Source organism: Paraglaciecola aestuariivivens, assembly GCF_052983255.1.
The window spans coordinates 64,545-85,759 of record NZ_JBRKBA010000003.1 but is presented as its reverse complement, the minus strand read 5'-3'; the positions used below and the strand labels follow the sequence as shown (position 1 = coordinate 85,759).

The following is a 21,215-nucleotide window of genomic DNA, read 5'->3' as shown; positions in this document are numbered from 1 at the left end:
CATATTAATCATTAGTGACTTTAGCTTTTTCATTAAGTGGAATAGTCAAAAACCGAATGCCATTTTTTGCCGGTTCGGGCAACTGCCCTGCCCTTAAATTTACCTGTAGAGACGGATAGATTAACCTTGGCACCGCTAGGGTTTTGTCACGTTTATTACGCATTTCGACATAGTTTTCCAATTGGCTATTTTGGTTAATATGTATGTTGTTCTTTCTACTTTGTGCCACAGTTGTTTGAACCTGTACTTCGCGTCCATTGGGCTGGTAATCGTGACATACCCAAATTTTAGTCTGTTCTGGTAATTGATAAATTTTTTCAATGCTGTTCCATAACTTTTTGGCGCTACCACCGGGAAAATCACATCTGGCCGTGCCGCCATCTGGCATGAATAAGGTATCGCCAACAAAAATATTATCTTCTATTAGGTAACTAATGCTGTCGTCTGTATGCCCTGGTGTGGCTAAAATATTTATCTTGCCTTGGCCAAAACTAAGCTGGTCTTGTTCTGTCAACAATAGGTCAAAACCGCCTGTGTTAGATCCGTCCAGAGCTAAGTTGGCAAAAATTTGACTAAAGTGTTTTTGCACCTGTTGAATGCCCTTGCCTACAGCTATTTTTGCCTGAGTGTTAGCTTTTAAATAAGCAGCGGCACTTAAATGGTCGGCATGAGCATGGGTTTCTAAGATCCAATCAATAGTTAACTTGTTTTCTTTAGCAAAATTCAGTTGCTGATCGGCTATAGTGGCAGCAACCTCGCCTGAAGCTAAATCTAAATCAAGCACACTATCGATGATCACCGCATGTTTACCCGATGGATCAACAACCATATAACTGGCAGTACCTGTATCTTGATGAAAAAACACTTCTACTGAAACTGGCATAAAAAAAATCCTAGAGCTCATTAGTTAATTCGTATATTATAAATATACGATATTAAAAGTAAAGGCGTTAGGCATGTATAGCTTGTTATTTATTTCTGCCTTGATAGTAGGGTTAAGTTTAGGTTTATTAGGAGCCGGTGGCTCTATCTTAACTGTGCCAGCATTAATGCTGATTTTAGGCATGGAAGAAAAAGCCGCTATCGCCAGCTCATTAGCTATAGTCTCGGTAATTGCTTTTAGCAGCATATTTTCTAGCCTTAAAGCCAAGTTATTACAATTTAAAGTACTGCTCATTTTTATGTTGGCTAGTTTGCCTGCTGCTTCTGCGGGCGCCTATCTAGGAACATTATTGCCCAATGGCATACAAACACTGCTGCTTAGCTGCATTATGTTGATTGCAGCCTATAAAATGTTTTACTCAAATGCCGTATCTAGCACTCAGGTTAGCCATCCAGTTAAATTAACCCTTGCAGCACTAATGACTGGGTTAGTAACAGGTTTAGTGGGAATAGGCGGCGGCTTTTTATTAGTACCAGCATTGGTGATATATGCTGGGCTTAGTATGCAACAAGCCGTAGCCAATAGTTTAATCCTGATTGCCGTAAACGGCATGACTGCCTTCAGCACCCTGTATTTCTCTCCTAATATGCCAGTGGTAGATCTCAGCGTTATTGTTGTAATGGCGGCTGTGGGGATGCTAGCGGTGATTGTGGGCCAACACTTTGCCACTAAGCTTAATCAAACACTGCTAAAGCGAGCCTTTGCGGCTTTGTTAGTGTTGGTATCTTTAGGTTTAGTGATTAATTTAGGCTTAAATTATTTTAATTAGACAGGTCAATTTTACTTAAAAACAGCTGTGTGATTGGCAAAGCAGCACAATATCAAAAGGAGATAAAATGTTATCTTACCAAGAATATGTAGCCTCTGTTCAGCAACAAATTAATGAAGTAGAGGCCGAAGCGTTAGAACAAAACTCAAGCCAGTTTAGCTATATTATTGATATACGCGAAGAAAAAGAATTGGCAACGGGTTTAATACCTAATGCTATCTCTATTCCTAGAGGCATGTTAGAAGCTAAACTTTTTAGCCTTAAACAGTTCGACAACTTAGAAGAGCATAAAGCATGGTTAGCACAACAACCCATTTTACTTTACTGTGCTTCTGGAGCTCGCTCTGCTTTAGCAGCTAAGTCGCTACAAACAATGGGCTGTAAGCAGGTTTACTCGTTAAAAGGCGGGATCAATCAATGGCGAACTTTAGGTTATGCTACCTCTGAATAAAGTAAATCCATAGGTGCGTTGTAAATGGATTAGTCAGCATTCAATCTAACATTTTCATAAACACAGCGAGATTAAAACTGACAGTCTCCTAAGTTTGTAATAGAGGCATTGACGTACCGTAAAATTAATAGAAGCAATGCTTGAGATGCGGTCATGCGGCTAGACTATGACGTAAGACAAGTTCACTAAGAAAGCCGACACTGCCCCCTCCCGTTTATCCCCCGTCATTCCTTCGGAGGAAGGAATCTCCTGCAACATCTGTGAAGTCAAAAATGTATGTTATTTCCAGAGTTAAAATGGATGAAAGATCACTCCTATCATACTGATTTACAGTACATAAATTGCCTGTACGGTAATTATTAGTGGGTTCCCTCCTCCGAGGGAATGACGTTTAATATCTTCAATATCTGTGCCGACGGCGAGATGTAATATCTTAGATATCCTCAAAGAGCGCTTACTGCTACAAGCTCCAATGACGGAGTTATAAGTAAGAGTGTAAGCGACCGCAAATAACACCAATCCGATATTACCAATCGAGTTGGGAATGACGATTGTTGGCACTTAGTAGCAATTAAAAGCCGATTAAATTAGCGTCTGAAATCTGTCTTGAGCTGGCTGTTAAAAAATGTCTGAACACTAAACAGAAAGGTTAAATTCCGCTATGAGTTACCTCATTTAGAATAAAAAAGGGCGAGATACTCTTATCTCGCCCTATCTAGTATTAATCTTTATTTTTGTAGATTAACTGTTTACTCAGCGTTTAATACACCACGATTAATTTGGTCACGCTCAATTGATTCAAATAAGGCTTTAAAGTTACCTTCTCCAAAACCATCATCACCTTTACGTTGGATGAATTCAAAGAATACCGGTCCAAGTTGGGTTTCTGAGAAGATTTGCAGTAATAATCGTGGGCCACCTTCAGTGGTACCATCCATTAAGATCCCGCGAGATTGTAATTCTTCAACCGGCTCACCGTGGTTTGGTAAACGGCCTTCAAGTAACTCATAATAAGTTGCAGGGGGAGCCGTCATAAATGGCATACCCATGTCTTTTAGACGATCCCAACACGCCACTAAATCGTCACAACTAAAGGCAATATGCTGAATACCTTCACCGTTAAAGTCACGTAAGAACTCTTCGATTTGGCCTTTACCGCCCTCACCTTCTTCATTCAGTGGAATACGAATTTTACCATCTGGTGCCGTTAGCGCTTTAGAAGTTAAACCTGTGTATTCACCTTTAATGTCGAAGAAACGGATTTCTTGGAAATTAAATAGTTTTTCATAAAAGTCAGCCCAATATTTCATGCGGCCGCCATAAACATTATGAGTTAGGTGATCTATTACTTTAAAACCAGCACCTACAGGATTACGGTCTACCCCTTCAATGTATTCAAAGTCAATGTCGTAAATAGTTAAGTCATCACCGTAGCGGTCAATTAAATAGATAATTGAGTTTCCGATGCCACGAATAGCTGGTAAACGTAATTCCATAGGACCAGTTTCTACTTTAACTGGCTCTGCGCCTTGTTCTAAAAGATGCTCATAAGCCTTAACTGCATTTTTAACTCTAAAACCCATACCACAGGCCGAAGGACCATGTTCGCGGGCAAAATACCAAGCAGCTGATTTTGGCTCGTAGTTAGCGATTAGGTTGATGCCACCTTGTCGCCATAACTGTACATCTTTAGTGCGATGGTTAGCAATTTGAGTAAAGCCCATTGCAGTAAATACTTTTTCTAATTGCCCTTTTTCCGGCGCTGAAAATTCTATAAATTCAAATCCGTCTAATCCAGCTGGATTATCAAATAAGTCTGCCATTGCTTGCTCTCTTGTTAGTCATGTCTAAAACCTTTTTGTATTCGCCCTTATAAAAAGGACGGATACAAACTAATAAACTTAGGTTTTAGCAAGTTAGTTTTTTGATGCGTTGCTGACGCAAATTTTTAAAGTCAGAAGCTTAAAGGATTTCAATAAAAAATGCCCGATTAGGGCATTTTCTATTAAGTAGGATTTAAGGCCTATGTGGGTGAAATTGTAAATAATTTAATACAATGCATATTAAAGCGCTCTGCCAAACACCCACTAAGTAAAAAGCATTTTTGCTCTATTACTGTAAATGCAGAACCAAATCTTCGCTTACCTCTAGGTTTATAAATAACAGCTTTTTGTCAGCATCCCAACGCACTTGCTCAGGGGACAATGGCAAGCTTTGGCCATTTACCTCACTCAGTATACGTTGAGGTTTAGCTGGCCAGTTATGCAAAATAAAATCTAAAGTCCGAGACTTTGGCATGCCTTTATATTGCCCTTGATGAGCCATGCTTAATGTCAGTTTATTCGCATTTTGTGCGGCGCTGAACCTTATGCTTTGATAAGCCGAGTTGGCAATAGCCTGAGGGTCTTGGCCATCATCATCATATAAAGTGTACTGACTTTGGCCTTTATTATCATGGGCATAATAGTGCATTTGTAGTGACTTAGTATGGTAATGATCGATACTTTGTACTGGCTCTACCATAGGTAAGAACGCCCCTGCTATGACCATTACTGGTAGTCTATCTAGCTGAGTTTTTAGTTTAATAGCTTGCTCACCTTGATACTTTTTGTCAGTCCAAAAGTCGAACCATAAACCTTTGGGCAAACTCATAGTAACTTGCTTTAAATTAGGCTCAGTAATGGGCTGAACGAGCAGTGCATCGCCCCAAAAATAACGCTCTGTTTCGGCAATTAATGCATGGTTTTGTGGGTCATCAAAAAACACTGGGCGCATTAATGGCATTCCAGTTAAGCTATTTTGGTAAGCTAAGGAATAGTTGTAAGGCAACATGGCATACCTTAATTTTACAAAAGTACGCACAATATCTTGGGTTTGCTGATCGTGAAAAATTGGCTCTGGGGCAATATTATCTTGTGCATGAGGCCTAAATACTGGCTGAAACACACCATATTGTAACCAGCGAATATACAACTCTTGATCAAATTTTTCCCCGCCAGCAAAACCGCCTAAATCTGAATGTGTATAAGCCAAGCCTAATAAGCTCATTTGCAGGGCTAATTCAACTTGCGGCTTTAGTCCATCCCAAGAACGGCTAACATCGCCTGTCCAAGGCAACATACCAAATCGCTGAGAGCCAACAAAACCAGAACGCATCATGATAAATGGACGTTCATTGGGGGCAATGGCCAATTGATTGTTGTACACTCGCTGGGCCCACATATGTCCATAAGCGTTATGAATTTCGTCACCAGTTACGCTTAAACCATTAAACTGGTGAAGGCTGTCGCCAGGATGCACCTCAGGCTCACCTAGATCTCCCCACCAACCTTTTACCCCTTGCTGGTATAAGTTGTGGTAAATATCGGTAAACCACTTACTGGCCTTATCGTCAAATACATCAATTAAACCAGTGTTACCAAAATAAAAATCAAAACGCTTGGGTTGACCCGATGCATCTTTGGCTAACACTTGTTGCTCTACCGCTTCTTGCCATCTATCTGACGTAGATAACACAAAAGGCTCAGTAATAAGAATGGTTTTAACGCCAAGCTGCTTAAAGTCGGCAATCATTTTTTCGGGTGTGGGAAAAGATTCTTTGTCCCACGCCAAATTGCCCATAAAGCCTTTGATGTCGTTTCCAAACCAATACAAGTCAAGCACAACTGCATCGAGCGGAAAGTCTTTATCGATAAAGCCTTGGACTGTTTCTCGGGTTTGTTGCTCGCTTTTGTATCCAAATCGAGAGGCAAAGTTGCCTAGCGCCCAGCGTGGAGGTAAAGGTTGTTTGCCGGTAACTTGAACAAAGTTATGGATTATATCTGGGTAGCTTTCTCCACCTATTAGTACATAAGATGTGCGACCACCAACGGCCGAGAATTGCATAATATCGGCTTGAGTATGACCTAAATCCATTTCGCCTTTAGCCGAGTTATCAAATATTAATGCATAACCTTGATTCGACAATACTGCCGATAAGCCAAAGTACATCTGGTTAGATTCTGTGGTATAGCCATAATGAGCTTTATTATACAGCGGAAACTTGTGCCCTCGCCTATCCATACCTAACACACGTTGTCCGCCGCCTATGAGCTTTTCTTGTGCTTGTAATTTAAAACGAAAGCCCAGCTCCGAGTCTTTTACATATAAGCCAGACTCTTCTTCTAACAATAATTTTTTGCCTTGATAATAACGAATAGTTAGCGGCGACTTATCAACCACTGCGGTTAATGTCCCTGTACTCACAACTAAACTATTACTGGTGTTTTTTACTGTCAAAGTCCCACTAGGGTGTGATTTATCTAACGCAAAAGAAGGTAATTGTGGGCTTTCGCTAACCGCATAAAGTACTTCAAATGCATTGGCCGAAATAGCACTCAGGGTGACAGTACCTTGATCGGTTTTGACCACTACAGAGTTTTGTTGCTGTGTATGGCTTAGATAATTTTCGGCTAACGCAGCAAAGCTACTAAGTAGCAACAACGCAGCACTAAGGCATAAACTTAATCTATACATCCAAGGTTTATTTAGAGTTAAAAACATATTGAGTCACTTGTAATTAGAATAATAAGAGATTGAATAAAACTACTCAGAGGTTTGAGTTTGAAATAACCATAATACCGCTTCGCCAAACTCACTGCGCCACAGTTTTTCGTTATGCTCACCGCCCGCAACACGTTTAAACAGCATGTTTTGTCTGGGGTGACCTTGTTGTTTAAGTTGACGCATCATTTTGTCTGTATCACTGATCATGCCGTCTCCTTCTTTGTCACCGTACATCACATATATACGCGCATCTAACGCGGCTTTTTTAAGTGCGCTAAAATGAAATACATCTTCTGAATACCAATAAGAAGGTGAAAATATGCCGGCTTTACTAAAGACTTGTGGGTAAGCATGCAGGGCATAATGCGAAATGAGTCCACCCATTGAACTGCCCATAATGGCAGTAGACGCTCTTTCACTTTTAGTTCGATAATTACTATCTATATAAGGCTTTACTACCTCAACAATAAAATCCATGTATTGTTTGCCTTGCGCCTCACCAAAACGCGGGTTTGGCCAAGGTGAGAGTTCATTCATTCTAAACTCATCACCGTGATCTATGCCTACCACTATCACTTCGAAGTTTTGTTTCTCAGCTAGCTGATTTAGGGTTTCGTCTACTCCCCATTCACCCACATAAGAGCTAGCATCATCAAATAAGTTTTGCCCATCATGCATATAGATAACTGGATAAGTTTGGTTAGATTCAGCGTAACTAGGTGGCAGATATAATCTGACTGTTCTTTGCCTATCTAGTCCATCCATTAAAAATGGATAGGGTAATACTTGCACATTACTGCTGGCGGTAGACTGGGCTTTAACTGGCGCTTCACTGCAGCCTAATAAAAGGCCACAGAGTAGTAAGATAGATGTAAGCTTTAGATTCATAGTTGGATCACCAAAGATTGCAAGGGAGCTAAACTAAGCTCTAACTTGCCCATCTGCTTATCAACTTGAACCTTGTAGGTTTTATTAGTTAAAAGATCGAGCCCTTCATTTTCGCCTTGGCTTAACCCAAGCTTGTTTAACAGCCCTTGGTTTAGGACTAAATTAAGCTTTACACTTTTGTGTTGCTCAAAGTGACTTATCACCAACAACTTTTGCTCTGCTTGATAGCGTACAAAGGCCATGATCTTATTGGCTTGCTCTGCCCCTACTGGCGAACCTGTTGCCGTGTCTTTTACTTGCTCAGCTTTTATCGCTAAAGGTAAATACTGCCCTTGCATTGCAGGATGAAAAGCTGAAATATTCATAACTTTTTTATAATAATTGCGCAGTTGGGTTTCTTCTTGACTGAGTTGCCCACCATCAAATTTTCCGTTGTTCATCCACCTTTGATGGGCAGGTACACCACCATAGTCAAATATACTGGTTCGAGTAGGGTCACCAAAACCTAGATCTTCGCTGCCATCTTCACCTACTTCTTGGCCAAAATAGATTAAAGTTGGGGAGCGACTAATTAAGGCAGATACAACTAAAGCTGGCAAGCCCATTTGCGCCCCGCCCACTTTGCCAGCAAAGTCATCACTGGCTATGCGCTGTTCGTCGTGGTTTTCTAAAAAGTGCAACAGGTGCGCTTCAATGTCTTGATGTTTAGTTTGAATTTGGTGTAACACGGCACTGGCTTGCTTACCTTGCATTATGGCTTTAAGTTCGTCATAAAACTCGACTTTGTCATACAGGTAATCCATTTTTCCTAGTTGCAGGTAATCCCGATACAAACTTGGGTTATATACTTCAGCCAGTAAAAATGCTTGAGGGTTCTTTACTTTTATAGAGGAGTTTAAGTAACTCCAAAACTCCACTGGCACCATTTCGGCCATATCGTAACGAAACCCATCTACCCCTTTGTCTAACCAATAATGAGTAATATCGCGAAATTTTTTCCAAGAGTCTGGTACGTCTTTATTAGCCCAAAACTCAGCATGGGCCTGGACATCCAGTTGGCGATAAGATTGAGGCAAAACCGCGAAGTCATAACTACCATCGGGTTTAACCCCGTAATTCACTTTAACTGTTTCGTACCAATCATGAAAATGCGGTTGCGCTTTACGAGAGCCATTGCCGGTCCATTTTGCTGGTGACTCATTAAATTTTCCATCTGCTAAAGGGTGAGCCTCACCACCTAGAGGTAAATAGCCATCTAAAAACTCAGGCACCTTAAAATCTTGGCCAACAACATAATAAAAGTTGTTATCACGAGCATATTCAACACTGGTATCGTCAAACTCTCCAAAGTCGCTTACCCCTGCTGGTTTAGCTAAAGATTGATAATTGCGGGCCACGTGGTTAGGAACAATATCGATAATCACTCGCATGCCATTTTTGTGGGTACGAGCAATTAAAGCTTCGAATTCGGCTAATCGATTGGCTGGATTGTCGGCTAGATCTGGATTCACCGAATAATAATCTTTAACGGCATAAGGTGATCCGGCTCGACCTTTTACAACATCTGGATCATCATGGCTAATGCCATACTCTGAGTAATCGGTGATCACGTCATGATGAGGCACACCTGTATACCAAATATGACTGGTACCCAACTCTTTGATACCTTGCAAAGCCGTATCAGTAAAGTCACTAAATTTACCCACGCCATTTTCTTGTTTGGTTCCCCAGGCTTTGTTTGTAGTATTAGTGTTGCCAAATAAACGCGTAAAAACTTGGTATACCACAGGCTTAGCTTGACTATTCATCTGAGTTTCACCTAAATCACTTACTGGTTTAGTGGTCTGCTTGGGGGTGAGGTCTTGAGCAGAGTGAGTGGTGCAAGCCGTCACTGCAACAACACAGCTCAACATGCATAAACGTTTGACTCTTGGGTAAAATTTGCTGGTAAACATAAATACTCTTCCTACTAAAAAGCGAGTTAAATCATACCCTAGCTAATGAAAGCTAGCAGTCTTTTACATACGTATTCAGAAAAACCTGATTTGCTGCTATTATCTCGCCTCATTCATTAAAAGCCGTTACCCGCCATGAAAATATTGATCAGAAATTTAGACAGAGAAACCACAGAACAAGAATTACAACAAGCCTTTGAGACTTATGGCAAAGTACAATCTTGCAGCATAGTAAAAGAAACCAACGGTTTGTCTAAAGGCTTTGGTTTTGTTGAAATTCCTAAACCTGGTGAAGCTAAGGCTGCCGTTAAAAACCTTAACGACAGCCAATTAGGTGCAAATAAAATTCGGGTAAAATACGCCTAGATTAATTACAAACTGGCTAAAAACTCACTATGGCTACTCAGTTTAGCCACATTCCTATCCACTATAGTTTTAAGGTTTACCAATAAGTCCTCTATTTGCGCTTTACTTAAGGTATTAGCTAAGGGGTGTGAGCAATCGGCTTGCAGCCCCTGCCCTATCAATACTTGCTGCCAAGCGACTTCGGTAAAGAGGTCGTCTTGATCACGGAAAATCTTGCCCGTATTTTTATATAAAGCCATTTTATCGGCTAATCCTTGGGGAATGTCCATGCGTTGGCACATGCGCCAAAATTCGCTTTCGTCTCTTTGATTAAGCTTGTAATGCAAAATAATAAAGTCGCGAATTTTTTCTATTTCAACACGAGACTGCTGATTAAAGCTGTCTACTTCGGTTTGGCTGATTTTGCTAAAGGGAAAGTGTTTAATTAAACGAATGACAGCGGTTTGTATTAAATGAATACTGGTGGATTCTAGGGGCTCTAAAAAGCCACTTGATAAACCAATGCTCACCACATTTTTATTCCATTGTTTGCGTCTTATACCTGTTTTAAATGGAATAATACGTGGCTCGTCTAGCGCTTTGCTATCTAGGTTCGACAATAAAGTAGCTTTCGCTTGCTCGTCACTCATGTGTTTGCTGCTATAAACTATGCCATTGCCTATTCTATGTTGCAGCGGAATACGCCATTGCCACCCTGCAGCATGGGCTGTGGAGCGGGTATAAGGTGTAATAGGTGATACAGATTCACTAGGCACGGCCATGGCACGATCACAAGGCAACCAGTGTGACCAATCTTCAAAGCCAGTATTTAAGGTTTTCTCGATTAATAAGGCGCGGGCGCCTGAACAATCAATAAATAAGTCACCGCTAATTTTTTCACCACTTTCAAGGCTGACTGATTCAACAAAACCAGTCTCTTGGTTGCAATGAACTTGGTCGATTAAGCCTTCTATACGGGTTACCCCATATTTTTCGCTGTAACCACGCAGAAACTTAGCGTACAAGCCTGCATCAAAATGATAGGCATAGGCTAAGCCAGGCAAGTTGCCTTCCATTTGTTGTAAGGGGGAAAATTTATTTTGTTTGGCTGCTTGGTAATTTAACGAAAAATCCCAAAAGTCTGATTGTATGCCTAACTTTTGGCTAGCATTCCAAAAATGTTGAAAGTCACAAAATGGAAAGTTTTTCCCCACCATACCAAAAGCATGCATGTAGCTATGGCCCTGCTCTTTCCAGTTGGTAAATTCGATACCAAGCTTAATAGTGGCTTGGGTTTCTTTAATAAAGGTTTTTTCGTCTATGCCCAATGCATTATTAAAATTCAACATAGGCGGAATGGTTGCCTCACCTACCCCAACTATGCCTATTTGCTCAGACTCAACCAGGGTAATCTTAATACATTTGCCTAATATTTTTGTAAGTAGTGAAGCGCTGAGCCAGCCGGCTGTACCTCCCCCTACTATTACAACATGTTTTACCGCGTGACTTTCCACTCACCTTACCTCTATAAATAAAAAAGCCCTTGTATATTACAAGGGCTTAATTAATAACACTAACGCTATTACATTTTGTAGCTAACACCTAACAAATAAGTTTTACCATAGTCTTGGTAATCACGTACTTGTAAATGATTTTCACCTTGTAGAGAAGTGAAAGGTTCGTTGGTTAAGTTAGCACCACTAACGAATACTGATAAGCCTTCTAGCTCTTCAAATCCAGCTTCACCAAAGTCATAAGCAATTTGCGCGTCAACAATAGTTTCACCGATTATATCAACTTGCACAGTATCAAAACCTAGGCCGTATACATCGCCTTTAAAGTCGGCACGAGAACGAACACTTGTTCTGAACTGGAAACCTTCTTTTTCGTAATACACTGTTACGTTAGAAATGCTATCTGACAAGCCTGGTAATTCATAATCGTTACCATTGATATCTTGAATGTCTGATTTCACGCCAGTGTAACTAGCACTGATACCAAAACCATCAAGCTCTTCACTAAAGACTTTAAAGGGTAAGGTTAGTGAGATTTCATAACCCCATAAGTTACCGCCACCGCCATTTTGCTTACCAGAACCACTGGCATTTGGATTGGGTGGAATAGTAGTTGTACCAGGGATCGCCACACCATCTAGTGCAACTTCATAAGTACCATCAAAGATCCAGTTTGTAATGTCTTTATAGAACAAGGCTGTTGAGAAGTAACCTTCATCACTGAAGTAGTTTTCGTAGGTTAAATCAATACCAATGGCTTCTTTTGGCTCTAGTGCTGGGTTACCACCACTGACACTCCAGTTGTTACCATTGCCGTCAGGTGTTTGGCTGTAACCTGCACTAATAGAAGCGTTCATTTCATCTAGACGGGCACGAGAGATAGTTTTAGCCGCACCAAAACGTAACATTTGCGCATCGTCTAAACGAAGTGACAAGTTTAAGCTTGGTAATACATGGCTGTATGAGTGATCAACATCAGTTGGAGAAGTAACGACTAAACCATCAACTGTGTTAAATGCCGCACCTTTACCGTTTTGCTTAGAGTGAACATAACGTACACCCATGTTACCAGTTAAAGCTAAACCAGAAACTTCTGTATCAATATCAGCTTGGATAAAGGCAGAGGTAACTTTTTCACTTACTGCCCAAGACTTAGTTGCATGTGTTGGGTTAGTTAAGCTTTCTTTGGTTAACGAATAAAAACCATCGTTAATTAAACCAGCAGTGTTATAGGCAACCATGTCACCCATTCCAATAAACTCTAAAGACGCTGAGCCTTCACGATATTGGTCTGGTACTACTACTGTGTTAGGGAAGTCATTTAAGGTCATGAAGTAACCTTCAGAATGCTTCTCTTTATCACGAGCACGGTAAGACATACCGTAAGTAATATCAGAAATAACTTCACCACCTAAGTTCTGAGTAGCAGCTAGTTTAAGCGCACTTAACTCATCGTCAATTGATGGTGCGTTAATGAAACCATCTTGTGCTGCGTTTTCAAATGGCGTACCTACTGTATTAAACTTCTCGTTTAAGGCACTGCTCCAACCCCAAGTTAATGGTCCACCTAATTGAATAAGATTAAAGTCAGAATAATCTAATCCGTGGGTAAACTGTGCACCTGTGTTGCCGCCATCGAAGGTATAACCAATAGTATCGGCCACACCATTATCATTTCCGCGACCTGTACCTGAATAACTTTCAACACTCCAAATATCGCGGTCAACTTTTGACAAACTTGCGTCAAATTCAATCGATAGTTCATCGCTAACTAAATATTTGGCATTAAAGCCTAGGTTAGTCATTTTTGCTTTACGATCTTCATAATCGTTACGCACTACAACACGCTGACCTTCTGTGGTCGCTGATGTAAGGAAGCCTGATGCAGAATCAATAGTCGCTGAATCAGGAGAGATAGATCCTTGTCCCCATGCAAATGGAATTTCAATACCACGTAAAATTTTGTGATCGGTAAAATCAACATATAAGGCATCAAAAGTCATTTCTAAATTATCGTTAGGAGTAGACTGCACCACTAACATAGCTGAATCACGATCTAGAGTAGATGAACGAACAAAAGGTTTTGCTCCACCAAGAATCGAATAGCTATTACCATCCACTTCAAATCCAGGATAACCCCAAGCGTTCCAACGTTTTTCTTGGTTTGGAGAACTCATACCTGTTACCGCAAATGCCACACCTAAAGTGTCATCGTTAAACTTATCTATGTAAGCAAAAGTACCGCGGAAACCAGAATCATCACCATCTGGGTTTAATTTACCAAAACTGGTTTTTTCTAGCTGACCATTAAATTGAACAACACGCTCATCAATACTTAGCGGCTTAATGGTTTGCATATCAATAATACCCGCAATACCTTCAGCTTCTAAGCTAGCATTAGGGGTTTTATATACTGTAACGCCCGACATAATCTCTGACGGGTATAAATCAAATTCAACACCACGGTTATCACTAATTGATACTTGTTCACGACCATTAAAGGTTGTGCCGCTTTCGTTTTCGCCAAAACCACGAATACTTACACGACTCGCACGTCCATCAAGACGTTGAGCAGTTAGACCTGGTAAACGAGCGATAGACTCAGCAATAGATGAATCAGGTAATTTACCAATATCTTCGGCGGTGATTGCTTCTACAACACTAGACGAAAAACGCTTAGTATTGATAGATTCAATAATACTGCCACGAAGGCCACTAACCTGTATGACTTCTACGTCATCTACTGATGCTTCTTCAGTATTTTCTTGCGCCATAGTAGGCGAAATACCAAAGGCAAAACCGCTAGTGATTAGCGCAGCCTTGATAAGGTGGTGTTTAAACTGTTTCATATGTGCGTCCTGTTCTTGGTTTTAGCTTTGTGTTTTAAACCTTCGAATAAATTCGAAATAGGCTTTTTACACTTATGTTGATTTGAGCAAGATAGTAACTGCAAGCCCTGTAAATGCTCAACTTTATGCATACGTATTCAGAAAAATGAACAACAATCAGTTAACATTAAGCCAACAATTTAGTTATTTACGAGCACCCAATAAAAACACATAACCCATTGTTTACATTGAAAATTTTAAGTGGTGACTATGAGTAAAATTAAACTAAGGTTAACAATTATGGGTATGCCAGAACATCACATAAAAATTATGTTAAAAACATCTTTGTTCACTTAAGCATGAGATTTTGCAAAACAAAAGCATAAAACGCGGAATAAATGAAAGGAGAATTGAAATAAAAAACCCGCCTAAATTGGCGGGTTTTTAAGTGACTCAACTAACAAGCTATTACCAACCGGTAACTTCTCTTAAGCCTTTACCTATATCTGCTAATGAACGAACCGTTTTAACACCGGCCGCTTCTAGAGCTTTAAACTTCTCATCAGCTGTTCCTTTACCGCCAGCGATAATTGCGCCAGCGTGGCCCATACGCTTGCCTTCAGGTGCAGTTACACCAGCAATGTATGACACAACAGGTTTAGTTACGTTTGCTTTGATAAACTCTGCGGCTTCTTCTTCAGCAGAACCACCAATTTCACCAATCATAACGATAGCTTCAGTTTCAGGATCTTCTTGGAATAATTTCAAGATATCAATGAAGTTTGAACCAGGAATAGGGTCACCACCAATACCTACACAAGTAGATTGGCCAAAACCTTCGTCAGTAGTTTGTTTTACTGCTTCGTAAGTCAAAGTACCAGAACGCGATACTATGCCCACTTTACCAGGCTTGTGAATGTGACCAGGCATAATACCAATCTTACACTCTCCAGGCGTAATTACACCTGGACAGTTTGGACCGATCATACGCACACCTTTAACTGTTAGGTATTCTTTTACAAACAACATGTCTATTGTTGGAATACCTTCAGTGATACAGATGATCAATTCAATACCTGCATCTGCAGCTTCAACAATTGAATCTTTACAGAATGCAGCTGGTACGTAAATAACAGATGCAGTAGCACCGGTTTTTTCAACAGCTTCGCGTACTGTGTTAAATACAGGAAGGTCTAAGTGAGTTGTGCCGCCTTTACCAGGGGTGACACCACCAACCATTTGAGTGCCGTATGCAATAGCTTGCTCAGAATGGAAAGTACCTTGTCCACCAGTAAAACCCTGACAGATAACTTTAGTGTGCTTATTAATTAATATAGACATTATTTGCCCTCCGCAGCTTTAACAACTAACTTGGCAGCATCAGTTAAACTGCTTGCAGCAATGATATCAAGATCTGATTTAGCTAATACTTCACGACCTAATTCAGCGTTAGTACCTTCTAAACGCACAACCACTGGTACATTTACACCTACTTCTTTAACCGCACCAATAATACCTTCAGCGATCATGTCACAACGTACAATGCCACCAAAAATGTTTACTAGTACTGCGCTAACATTGCTGTCAGAAAGAATGATCTTGAAAGCTTCAGCCACACGCTCTTTAGTTGCACCGCCGCCCACATCAAGGAAGTTTGCAGGTTTGCCACCATGAAGGTTAACAATATCCATAGTTCCCATAGCCAGACCAGCACCGTTAACCATACAACCAACGTTTCCGTCTAGCGCTACATAGTTAAGCTCCCATTTAGCCGCTTCTGCTTCACGGGCATCATCTTGCGATGGATCGTGCATAGCCGCAACTTTAGGTTGACGATAAGCAGCATTGCCATCGATGGCTACTTTAGCGTCAAGACAATGCATATCACCGTCAGCTTTAATCACTAGTGGGTTGATTTCGATTAGGGCAATATCTAAATCAACAAACATTTTCGCTAAACCTAAGAAGATTTTAGTGAACTGTTTGATTTGCACGCCTTTAAGACCCAATTTAAACGCCATTTCACGCGCTTGGTATGGCTGTGCACCGACAATAGGATCAATTTCAGCTTTAAGAATTTTTTCTGGCGTTTCATGAGCAACGGTTTCAATTTCTACACCGCCTTCAGTTGAAGCCATAAACACTATGCGACGAGAAGTACGATCTACAACCGCACCTAAATACAATTCATCAGCAATGTCAGTACAAGACTCAACTAAAATTTTGCTTACAGGCTGGCCGTTTTCGTCAGTTTGGAAAGTAACCAAGTTTTTACCTAACCAGTTTTCGGCAAAGGCTTTAATTTCTTCTTTGGTTTTAACCAACTTAACACCACCGGCTTTACCACGTCCGCCAGCATGTACTTGGCACTTAACCACCCATTCGCTTCCGCCAATTTTATCAGCTGCGGCTGCAGCCTCTTCTGGAGAGTCTGTTGCGAAACCTTCAGACACTGGCAAGCCATATTCTCTGAATAATTGCTTACCTTGATATTCATGCAAATTCATGGTTTTTTTTACCCGTTTTAATTAAGAAAAAAGCCGCTGGTAAGCCGCTTATTTATATGTCGTATATTCAACGACAAAGAAGACGCAGGTGATACTAATATCACCTGCCTCGATTAAGTTACACGTCTAATAATAGGCGTGTAGGATCTTCCAACATTTCTTTAATGGTCACTAAAAAGCCTACCGATTCTTTACCATCGATAATGCGGTGATCATAAGATAATGCCAAATACATCATTGGCAGTATTTCTACTTTGCCATTAACCGCCATAGGTCTATCTTGAATTTTATGCATACCCAAGATTGCGCTTTGAGGAAGATTAAGAATAGGCGTAGACATTAACGAACCAAACACTCCACCATTAGTTATAGTGAAGTTTCCGCCCTGCATGTCGGCCATACTTAATTTACCGTCTCGGCCTTTTATAGCGAGTTCTCTGATACCACTTTCAATGCCAGCCATACCTAGTGTGTCTGTGTCTTTTAACACAGGCGTTACTAGACCACGCGGCGTTGATACAGCGATAGAGATATCAAAATAGTTGTGATAACAAATGTCATCACCATCAATAGATGCGTTTACTTCTGGGAAGCGTTTTAGTGCTTCTGTAACGGCTTTTACGTAAAAAGACATAAAGCCCAAACGAATACCATGACGCTTTTCAAAGCTTTCTTGATATTGCTTGCGTAAATCCATAATAGGTTTCATGTTAACTTCGTTAAAAGTCGTTAGCATGGCCGTACTATTTTTTGCTTCTAATAAACGCGTAGCTATGGTTTTACGTAAACGTGTCATAGGCACGCGCTTTTCAGTGCGGTTACCCATAGCAACAGGTGCTGCTTGAGCATCTGCTTGAGGCGCCGCTGCAGCGGGAGCTTGTAAAGATTTTTCAACGTCTTCTTTAGTGACTCGACCGCCTTTACCCGTGCCCTTGATTTTAGAAGCATCTAGGCCTTTTTCGGCTAGAAGTCTACGTACAGAAGGACTAAGCGCGTCGTTTTCTTCATTAGACTGAGCTGCACTTTCTGCTGGAGCTGAGCTGGCTGCATCACTGGCGCCTGCGCCAGCAACAAAGTTTGCAATAACTTGCTCGCCCGTTACCGTTTCCCCTTCAGGTGAAAGAATTTCACTGAGTGAGCCGTCTGCAGGTGCAACCACTTCTAACACCACTTTGTCAGTCTCGATATCCACTAAGTTTTGGTCACGAGAAATTGCTTCGCCTGGCTTAACATGCCAAGTTGCTATTGTTGCATCTGCCACCGATTCTGGCAGAACAGGAACCTTGATTTCCACTGATTCACCTTTATTACCTGAGGGTTGAGTTGATTGCTCTTTCTTTTCTGCTGGCGCTTGCGCACCTGAACCTTCTTCAAAATTAGCAATGGTTTGTTCACCTAAAACGGTTTCGCCTTCACCTTGCATAATTTCTGTCACTACTCCGTCTGCCGGCGCAACGACTTCTAAAACCACTTTATCGGTTTCAATATCTACCAAATTTTGATCTCGGCTTACTTTATCGCCAACCTTAACGTGCCAGGTAGCGATTGATGCATCAGCTACTGATTCAGGCAATACCGGTACTTTTATTTCTATTGTCATACTGGTTCCTTAATTAATTGTTAATGCATCATCAACCAACTCTTTTTGTTGTTGGTTGTGAATAGATATATAACCTACAGCTGGAGACGCTGACGCCTTTCTACCTGCGTAGGTTAATGTTGCACCTTTAGGCAAGGCAGACCAAAAATGATGCTGGCTACAATACCAAGCACCTTGGTTTTGTGGCTCTTCTTGACACCAAACCCAGTCTTTAACCTGTTTAAATTTACTTACAACTTGTCCAATTTCCTCATGCGGGAAAGGATAAAGTTGTTCGATACGTATAATGGCTACATCAGTTTGTTGATTTTTACGTCTTTGTTCTAACAAGTCGTAATACACTTTTCCTGAACACATCACCACACGTTTAATTTTGCTTGGGCTTAAGTCATCTATTTCGTCTATTACGTTATGAAATACCCCTTCAGCTAATTCTTCTTTAGAAGACACAGCTAATGGGTGACGTAATAAGGATTTAGGTGACATGACGATCAAAGGACGACGCATAGGTCTAATCGCTTGACGTCTGATCATATTAAAGACCTGCGCTGGAGTAGAAGGGACACAAACCTGCCAGTTATGATCGGCACATAGTTGTAAAAAACGTTCCAAGCGCGCCGAACTATGTTCAGGCCCCTGCCCTTCGTATCCATGAGGCAATAACATAGTTAAGCCACATAAACGGCCCCACTTAGCTTCACCAGAACTTAAAAACTGGTCGATAACCACTTGTGCACCATTGGCAAAATCACCAAACTGCGCTTCCCAAATTGTTAGCGTTCCAGGCTCTGCTGTAGCGTAACCAAATTCAAAAGCTACGACTGCAGCTTCGGATAACACCGAGTCATAGATTTCAATGTTGCCTTGCTTATCATGAAGATTAGCTAAAGGCATATAATCTGAACCATCAACTTGGTTATGTAATACCGCATGACGATGGAAGAAGGTGCCTCGACCTGAGTCTTGACCTGTCATACGAATATTACTGCCAGTATCAACTATAGACGCATAGGCCAGATTTTCGGCCATACCCCAATCTAGGGGTTTCTCACCAGCAACCATAGCTTCACGATCTTTATAAAGCTTGGCCACTCGAGACTGTAATTTATGCTCTGGCGGGAAAGTACATAACTTTTTGCCAAGTTCATCTAGCTTTTCAATGCTGATTGAACCATCGTATTTCACATCCCAGTCGTGCCCTAGATAAGGAGTCCAATCTACTGAGTGCTCAGTCATTGGGCGCCATTCTTCTACTACACACGCACCATGATCAAGGGCTGCGCGATAATCACTCACTAGTTTTTCTACTTCATGAGCTTCAATTGTGCCTTCGGCAATCAATTGATCGGCATAAATTTTACGTGGTACAGGATGTTTTTTGATTTTCTGATACATCAAAGGCTGAGTCGCATTTGGCTCATCTGCTTCGTTATGCCCATGGCGGCGATAACAAACTAAATCAATCACTACATCACGTTTAAATTGATTACGATAATCTAGCGCTAGCTTAGTCACAAACAGCACAGCTTCTGGATCATCAGCATTAACGTGGAAAATTGGCGCCTGAACCATTTTGGCAATATCAGTACAGTATTGTGTAGAGCGCGTATCTTCGGTTTTTGAGGTAGTAAAACCAACTTGGTTATTAATCACAATGCGCACAGTTCCGCCAACTTGGAAACCACGTGTTTGTGACATATTAAAGGTTTCTTGCACTACCCCTTGACCAGCAATGGCCGAATCACCATGAATAGTAATAGGTAGGACAAGAGACCCATCACGGCAACCACGTCTGTCTAAACGTGCTCGTACCGAACCAATAACCACTGGATTAACTATTTCTAAGTGAGATGGGTTAAACGCCAAAGCTAAATGCAGATTGCCACCTGGTGTTGCAAAGTCTGACGAATAGCCAGCATGGTATTTTACGTCACCTGCACCTAATGAATCATCGTGTTTACCCGAAAACTCATCAAATAACACAGAAGGATTTTTACCTAACACGTTCACTAAGGTATTAATTCTACCTCTGTGGGCCATACCAATAACCACTTCTTTGGCACCATAACTACCAGCGTGTTTTATTAGGCCTTTTAACATGGGGACTAAGGCGTCGCCACCTTCTAAGGAGAAACGTTTAGCACCAGGGAATTTAGCGCCTAGGTATTTTTCCATACCATCTGCAGCAACTAGCCCTTTTAAAATGCTAATTTTTTCTTCGCGAGATATTTCTGGTTTAGCCTGAACAGACTCAATTCGTTGTTGTAGCCAACGCTTTTGCTCGGTATCAGTAATATGCATATATTCTGTACCGATTGAGCCACAATAGGTGCGATTAAGTGACTTAAATAATTCACCTAAAGGCATAGACTCTTTGCCAATAGCATAAGATCCCACATTAAAATGGGTATCAAAATCTTGCTCAGACAAATTATGGTGTGACAATTCTAGATCTCTTACTCTAGGTTGTTTCCATAATTCTAATGGGTCTAGATTTGCGTGTTGGTGACCTCTAAACCTAAAAGCATTAATCAGTTGTAATACTTTTACTTGTTTATCATCACTGCCACCTAAAGACTGTGCACTTGATTCACCAGAACCTAAACGTGCAGCAGGCCCTAAAGCCGCTAATGTGCGAAATTCATTACGTATTTGACTGTGTCTAGACTCAACCTCAACGCCGTCGAGCTTAGGTAAGTTGTCAAATACTTCTCGCCACTCTTGCGACACACTTTGAGCATCGTCAAGATACGCTTCATACATTTCTTCAATATAAGTAGCGTTACCGCCAGCCATGTGAGAGGAATCCCACCATGCTTTCATCACGCTTTGTTGCATTGTCGTCCCTTGAGTTATTCAGACTTGCAATT

The 21,215-nt window shown here is 41.0% G+C and carries 14 protein-coding genes; 3 read left to right on the top strand and 11 right to left on the bottom strand.

The genetic code is table 11. From position 1 onward, the window contains the following. Positions 1–4 precede the first annotated feature (4 nt). Positions 5–883, bottom strand: coding sequence for an MBL fold metallo-hydrolase (locus tag ACVCDT_RS05470; protein WP_447131757.1), 879 nt, complete (start codon positions 881–883; stop codon positions 5–7). A 73-nt stretch (positions 884–956) separates the two neighbouring features. Here ACVCDT_RS05470 and ACVCDT_RS05465 point away from each other — a divergent pair, with 73 nt between their 5' ends. Then, positions 957–1,712 carry a sulfite exporter TauE/SafE family protein gene (locus ACVCDT_RS05465; protein WP_447131756.1) on the top strand — a complete coding sequence of 252 codons (756 nt, stop codon included), beginning with the start codon at positions 957–959 and terminating at the stop codon, positions 1,710–1,712. A 67-nt stretch (positions 1,713–1,779) separates the two neighbouring features. Then, positions 1,780–2,163, top strand: coding sequence for a rhodanese-like domain-containing protein (locus tag ACVCDT_RS05460; protein WP_447131755.1), 384 nt, complete (start codon positions 1,780–1,782; stop codon positions 2,161–2,163). Between the two features lie 749 nt (positions 2,164–2,912). Here the strand turns inward: ACVCDT_RS05460 and hppD are convergent. The 4 genes from hppD to ACVCDT_RS05440 form a co-directional block, all read right to left on the bottom strand. Continuing rightward, positions 2,913–3,986, bottom strand: a complete 1,074-nt coding sequence (gene hppD / locus ACVCDT_RS05455; protein ID WP_447131754.1) for a 4-hydroxyphenylpyruvate dioxygenase — start codon at positions 3,984–3,986, stop codon at positions 2,913–2,915. A gap of 289 nt (positions 3,987–4,275) precedes the next feature. After that, a complete protein-coding gene (locus tag ACVCDT_RS05450) occupies positions 4,276–6,705 on the bottom strand; it encodes a glycoside hydrolase family 31 protein (protein ID WP_447131753.1) in 2,430 nt (809 codons plus the stop codon). A 42-nt stretch (positions 6,706–6,747) separates the two neighbouring features. After that, positions 6,748–7,596, bottom strand: coding sequence for an alpha/beta hydrolase (locus tag ACVCDT_RS05445; RefSeq protein WP_447131752.1), 849 nt, complete (start codon positions 7,594–7,596; stop codon positions 6,748–6,750). Further along, entirely contained in the window at positions 7,593–9,551 is a 1,959-nt protein-coding gene (locus ACVCDT_RS05440; protein ID WP_447131751.1) for an alpha-amylase family protein, read from the bottom strand. Before ACVCDT_RS05440 ends, ACVCDT_RS05445 begins: the two co-directional genes overlap by 4 nt. A gap of 135 nt (positions 9,552–9,686) precedes the next feature. On the opposite strand from ACVCDT_RS05440, the gene ACVCDT_RS05435 reads away from it, so the two are divergent. Continuing rightward, positions 9,687–9,917: an RNA recognition motif domain-containing protein gene (locus ACVCDT_RS05435; RefSeq protein WP_447131750.1), complete on the top strand. Its 231-nt coding sequence runs from the start codon at positions 9,687–9,689 to the stop codon at positions 9,915–9,917. Between the two features lie 5 nt (positions 9,918–9,922). On the opposite strand, the gene ACVCDT_RS05430 is transcribed toward ACVCDT_RS05435, so the two are convergent. From ACVCDT_RS05430 to ACVCDT_RS05405, 6 genes are all read right to left on the bottom strand, one after another. Then, positions 9,923–11,410 (bottom strand): tryptophan halogenase family protein, encoded by a 1,488-nt coding sequence (locus ACVCDT_RS05430; protein WP_447131749.1) that lies wholly within the window; start codon positions 11,408–11,410, stop codon positions 9,923–9,925. A gap of 68 nt (positions 11,411–11,478) precedes the next feature. After that, positions 11,479–14,259, bottom strand: coding sequence for a TonB-dependent receptor (locus tag ACVCDT_RS05425; protein ID WP_447131748.1), 2,781 nt, complete (start codon positions 14,257–14,259; stop codon positions 11,479–11,481). A 447-nt stretch (positions 14,260–14,706) separates the two neighbouring features. Continuing rightward, on the bottom strand, positions 14,707–15,579 hold the full coding sequence (sucD, locus tag ACVCDT_RS05420) for a succinate--CoA ligase subunit alpha (RefSeq protein ID WP_447131747.1): 873 nt from the start codon (positions 15,577–15,579) through the stop codon (positions 14,707–14,709). Further along, positions 15,579–16,745: an ADP-forming succinate--CoA ligase subunit beta gene (gene sucC, locus ACVCDT_RS05415; protein WP_447131746.1), complete on the bottom strand. Its 1,167-nt coding sequence runs from the start codon at positions 16,743–16,745 to the stop codon at positions 15,579–15,581. The genes sucD and sucC overlap by 1 nt, the downstream gene beginning before the upstream one ends. Positions 16,746–16,863: 118 nt before the next feature. Next, complete coding sequence (odhB, locus tag ACVCDT_RS05410) at positions 16,864–18,345, bottom strand: 2-oxoglutarate dehydrogenase complex dihydrolipoyllysine-residue succinyltransferase (protein WP_447131745.1); 1,482 nt, start codon at positions 18,343–18,345, stop codon at positions 16,864–16,866. Between the two features lie 9 nt (positions 18,346–18,354). After that, positions 18,355–21,183: a 2-oxoglutarate dehydrogenase E1 component gene (locus ACVCDT_RS05405; RefSeq protein ID WP_447131744.1), complete on the bottom strand. Its 2,829-nt coding sequence runs from the start codon at positions 21,181–21,183 to the stop codon at positions 18,355–18,357. Positions 21,184–21,215: the final 32 nt, after the last annotated feature.

Bases quoted from the DNA above. Each gene is read 5' to 3' on its own strand.
- ACVCDT_RS05460 (WP_447131755.1), top strand. From the start codon at position 1,780: ATGTTATCTTACCAAGAATATGTAGCCTCTGTTCAGCAACAAATTAAT.
- ACVCDT_RS05425 (WP_447131748.1), bottom strand. From the start codon at position 14,259: ATGAAACAGTTTAAACACCACCTTATCAAGGCTGCGCTAATCACTAGC.
- ACVCDT_RS05435 (WP_447131750.1), top strand. From the start codon at position 9,687: ATGAAAATATTGATCAGAAATTTAGACAGAGAAACCACAGAACAAGAA.
- ACVCDT_RS05440 (WP_447131751.1), bottom strand. From the start codon at position 9,551: ATGTTTACCAGCAAATTTTACCCAAGAGTCAAACGTTTATGCATGTTG.
- sucD (WP_447131747.1), bottom strand. From the start codon at position 15,579: ATGTCTATATTAATTAATAAGCACACTAAAGTTATCTGTCAGGGTTTT.
- hppD (WP_447131754.1), bottom strand. From the start codon at position 3,986: ATGGCAGACTTATTTGATAATCCAGCTGGATTAGACGGATTTGAATTT.
- ACVCDT_RS05465 (WP_447131756.1), top strand. From the start codon at position 957: ATGTATAGCTTGTTATTTATTTCTGCCTTGATAGTAGGGTTAAGTTTA.
- ACVCDT_RS05405 (WP_447131744.1), bottom strand. From the start codon at position 21,183: ATGCAACAAAGCGTGATGAAAGCATGGTGGGATTCCTCTCACATGGCT.
- ACVCDT_RS05450 (WP_447131753.1), bottom strand. From the start codon at position 6,705: ATGTTTTTAACTCTAAATAAACCTTGGATGTATAGATTAAGTTTATGC.
- sucC (WP_447131746.1), bottom strand. From the start codon at position 16,745: ATGAATTTGCATGAATATCAAGGTAAGCAATTATTCAGAGAATATGGC.
- ACVCDT_RS05445 (WP_447131752.1), bottom strand. From the start codon at position 7,596: ATGAATCTAAAGCTTACATCTATCTTACTACTCTGTGGCCTTTTATTA.
- ACVCDT_RS05470 (WP_447131757.1), bottom strand. From the start codon at position 883: ATGCCAGTTTCAGTAGAAGTGTTTTTTCATCAAGATACAGGTACTGCC.
- odhB (WP_447131745.1), bottom strand. From the start codon at position 18,345: ATGACAATAGAAATAAAAGTACCGGTATTGCCTGAATCAGTAGCTGAT.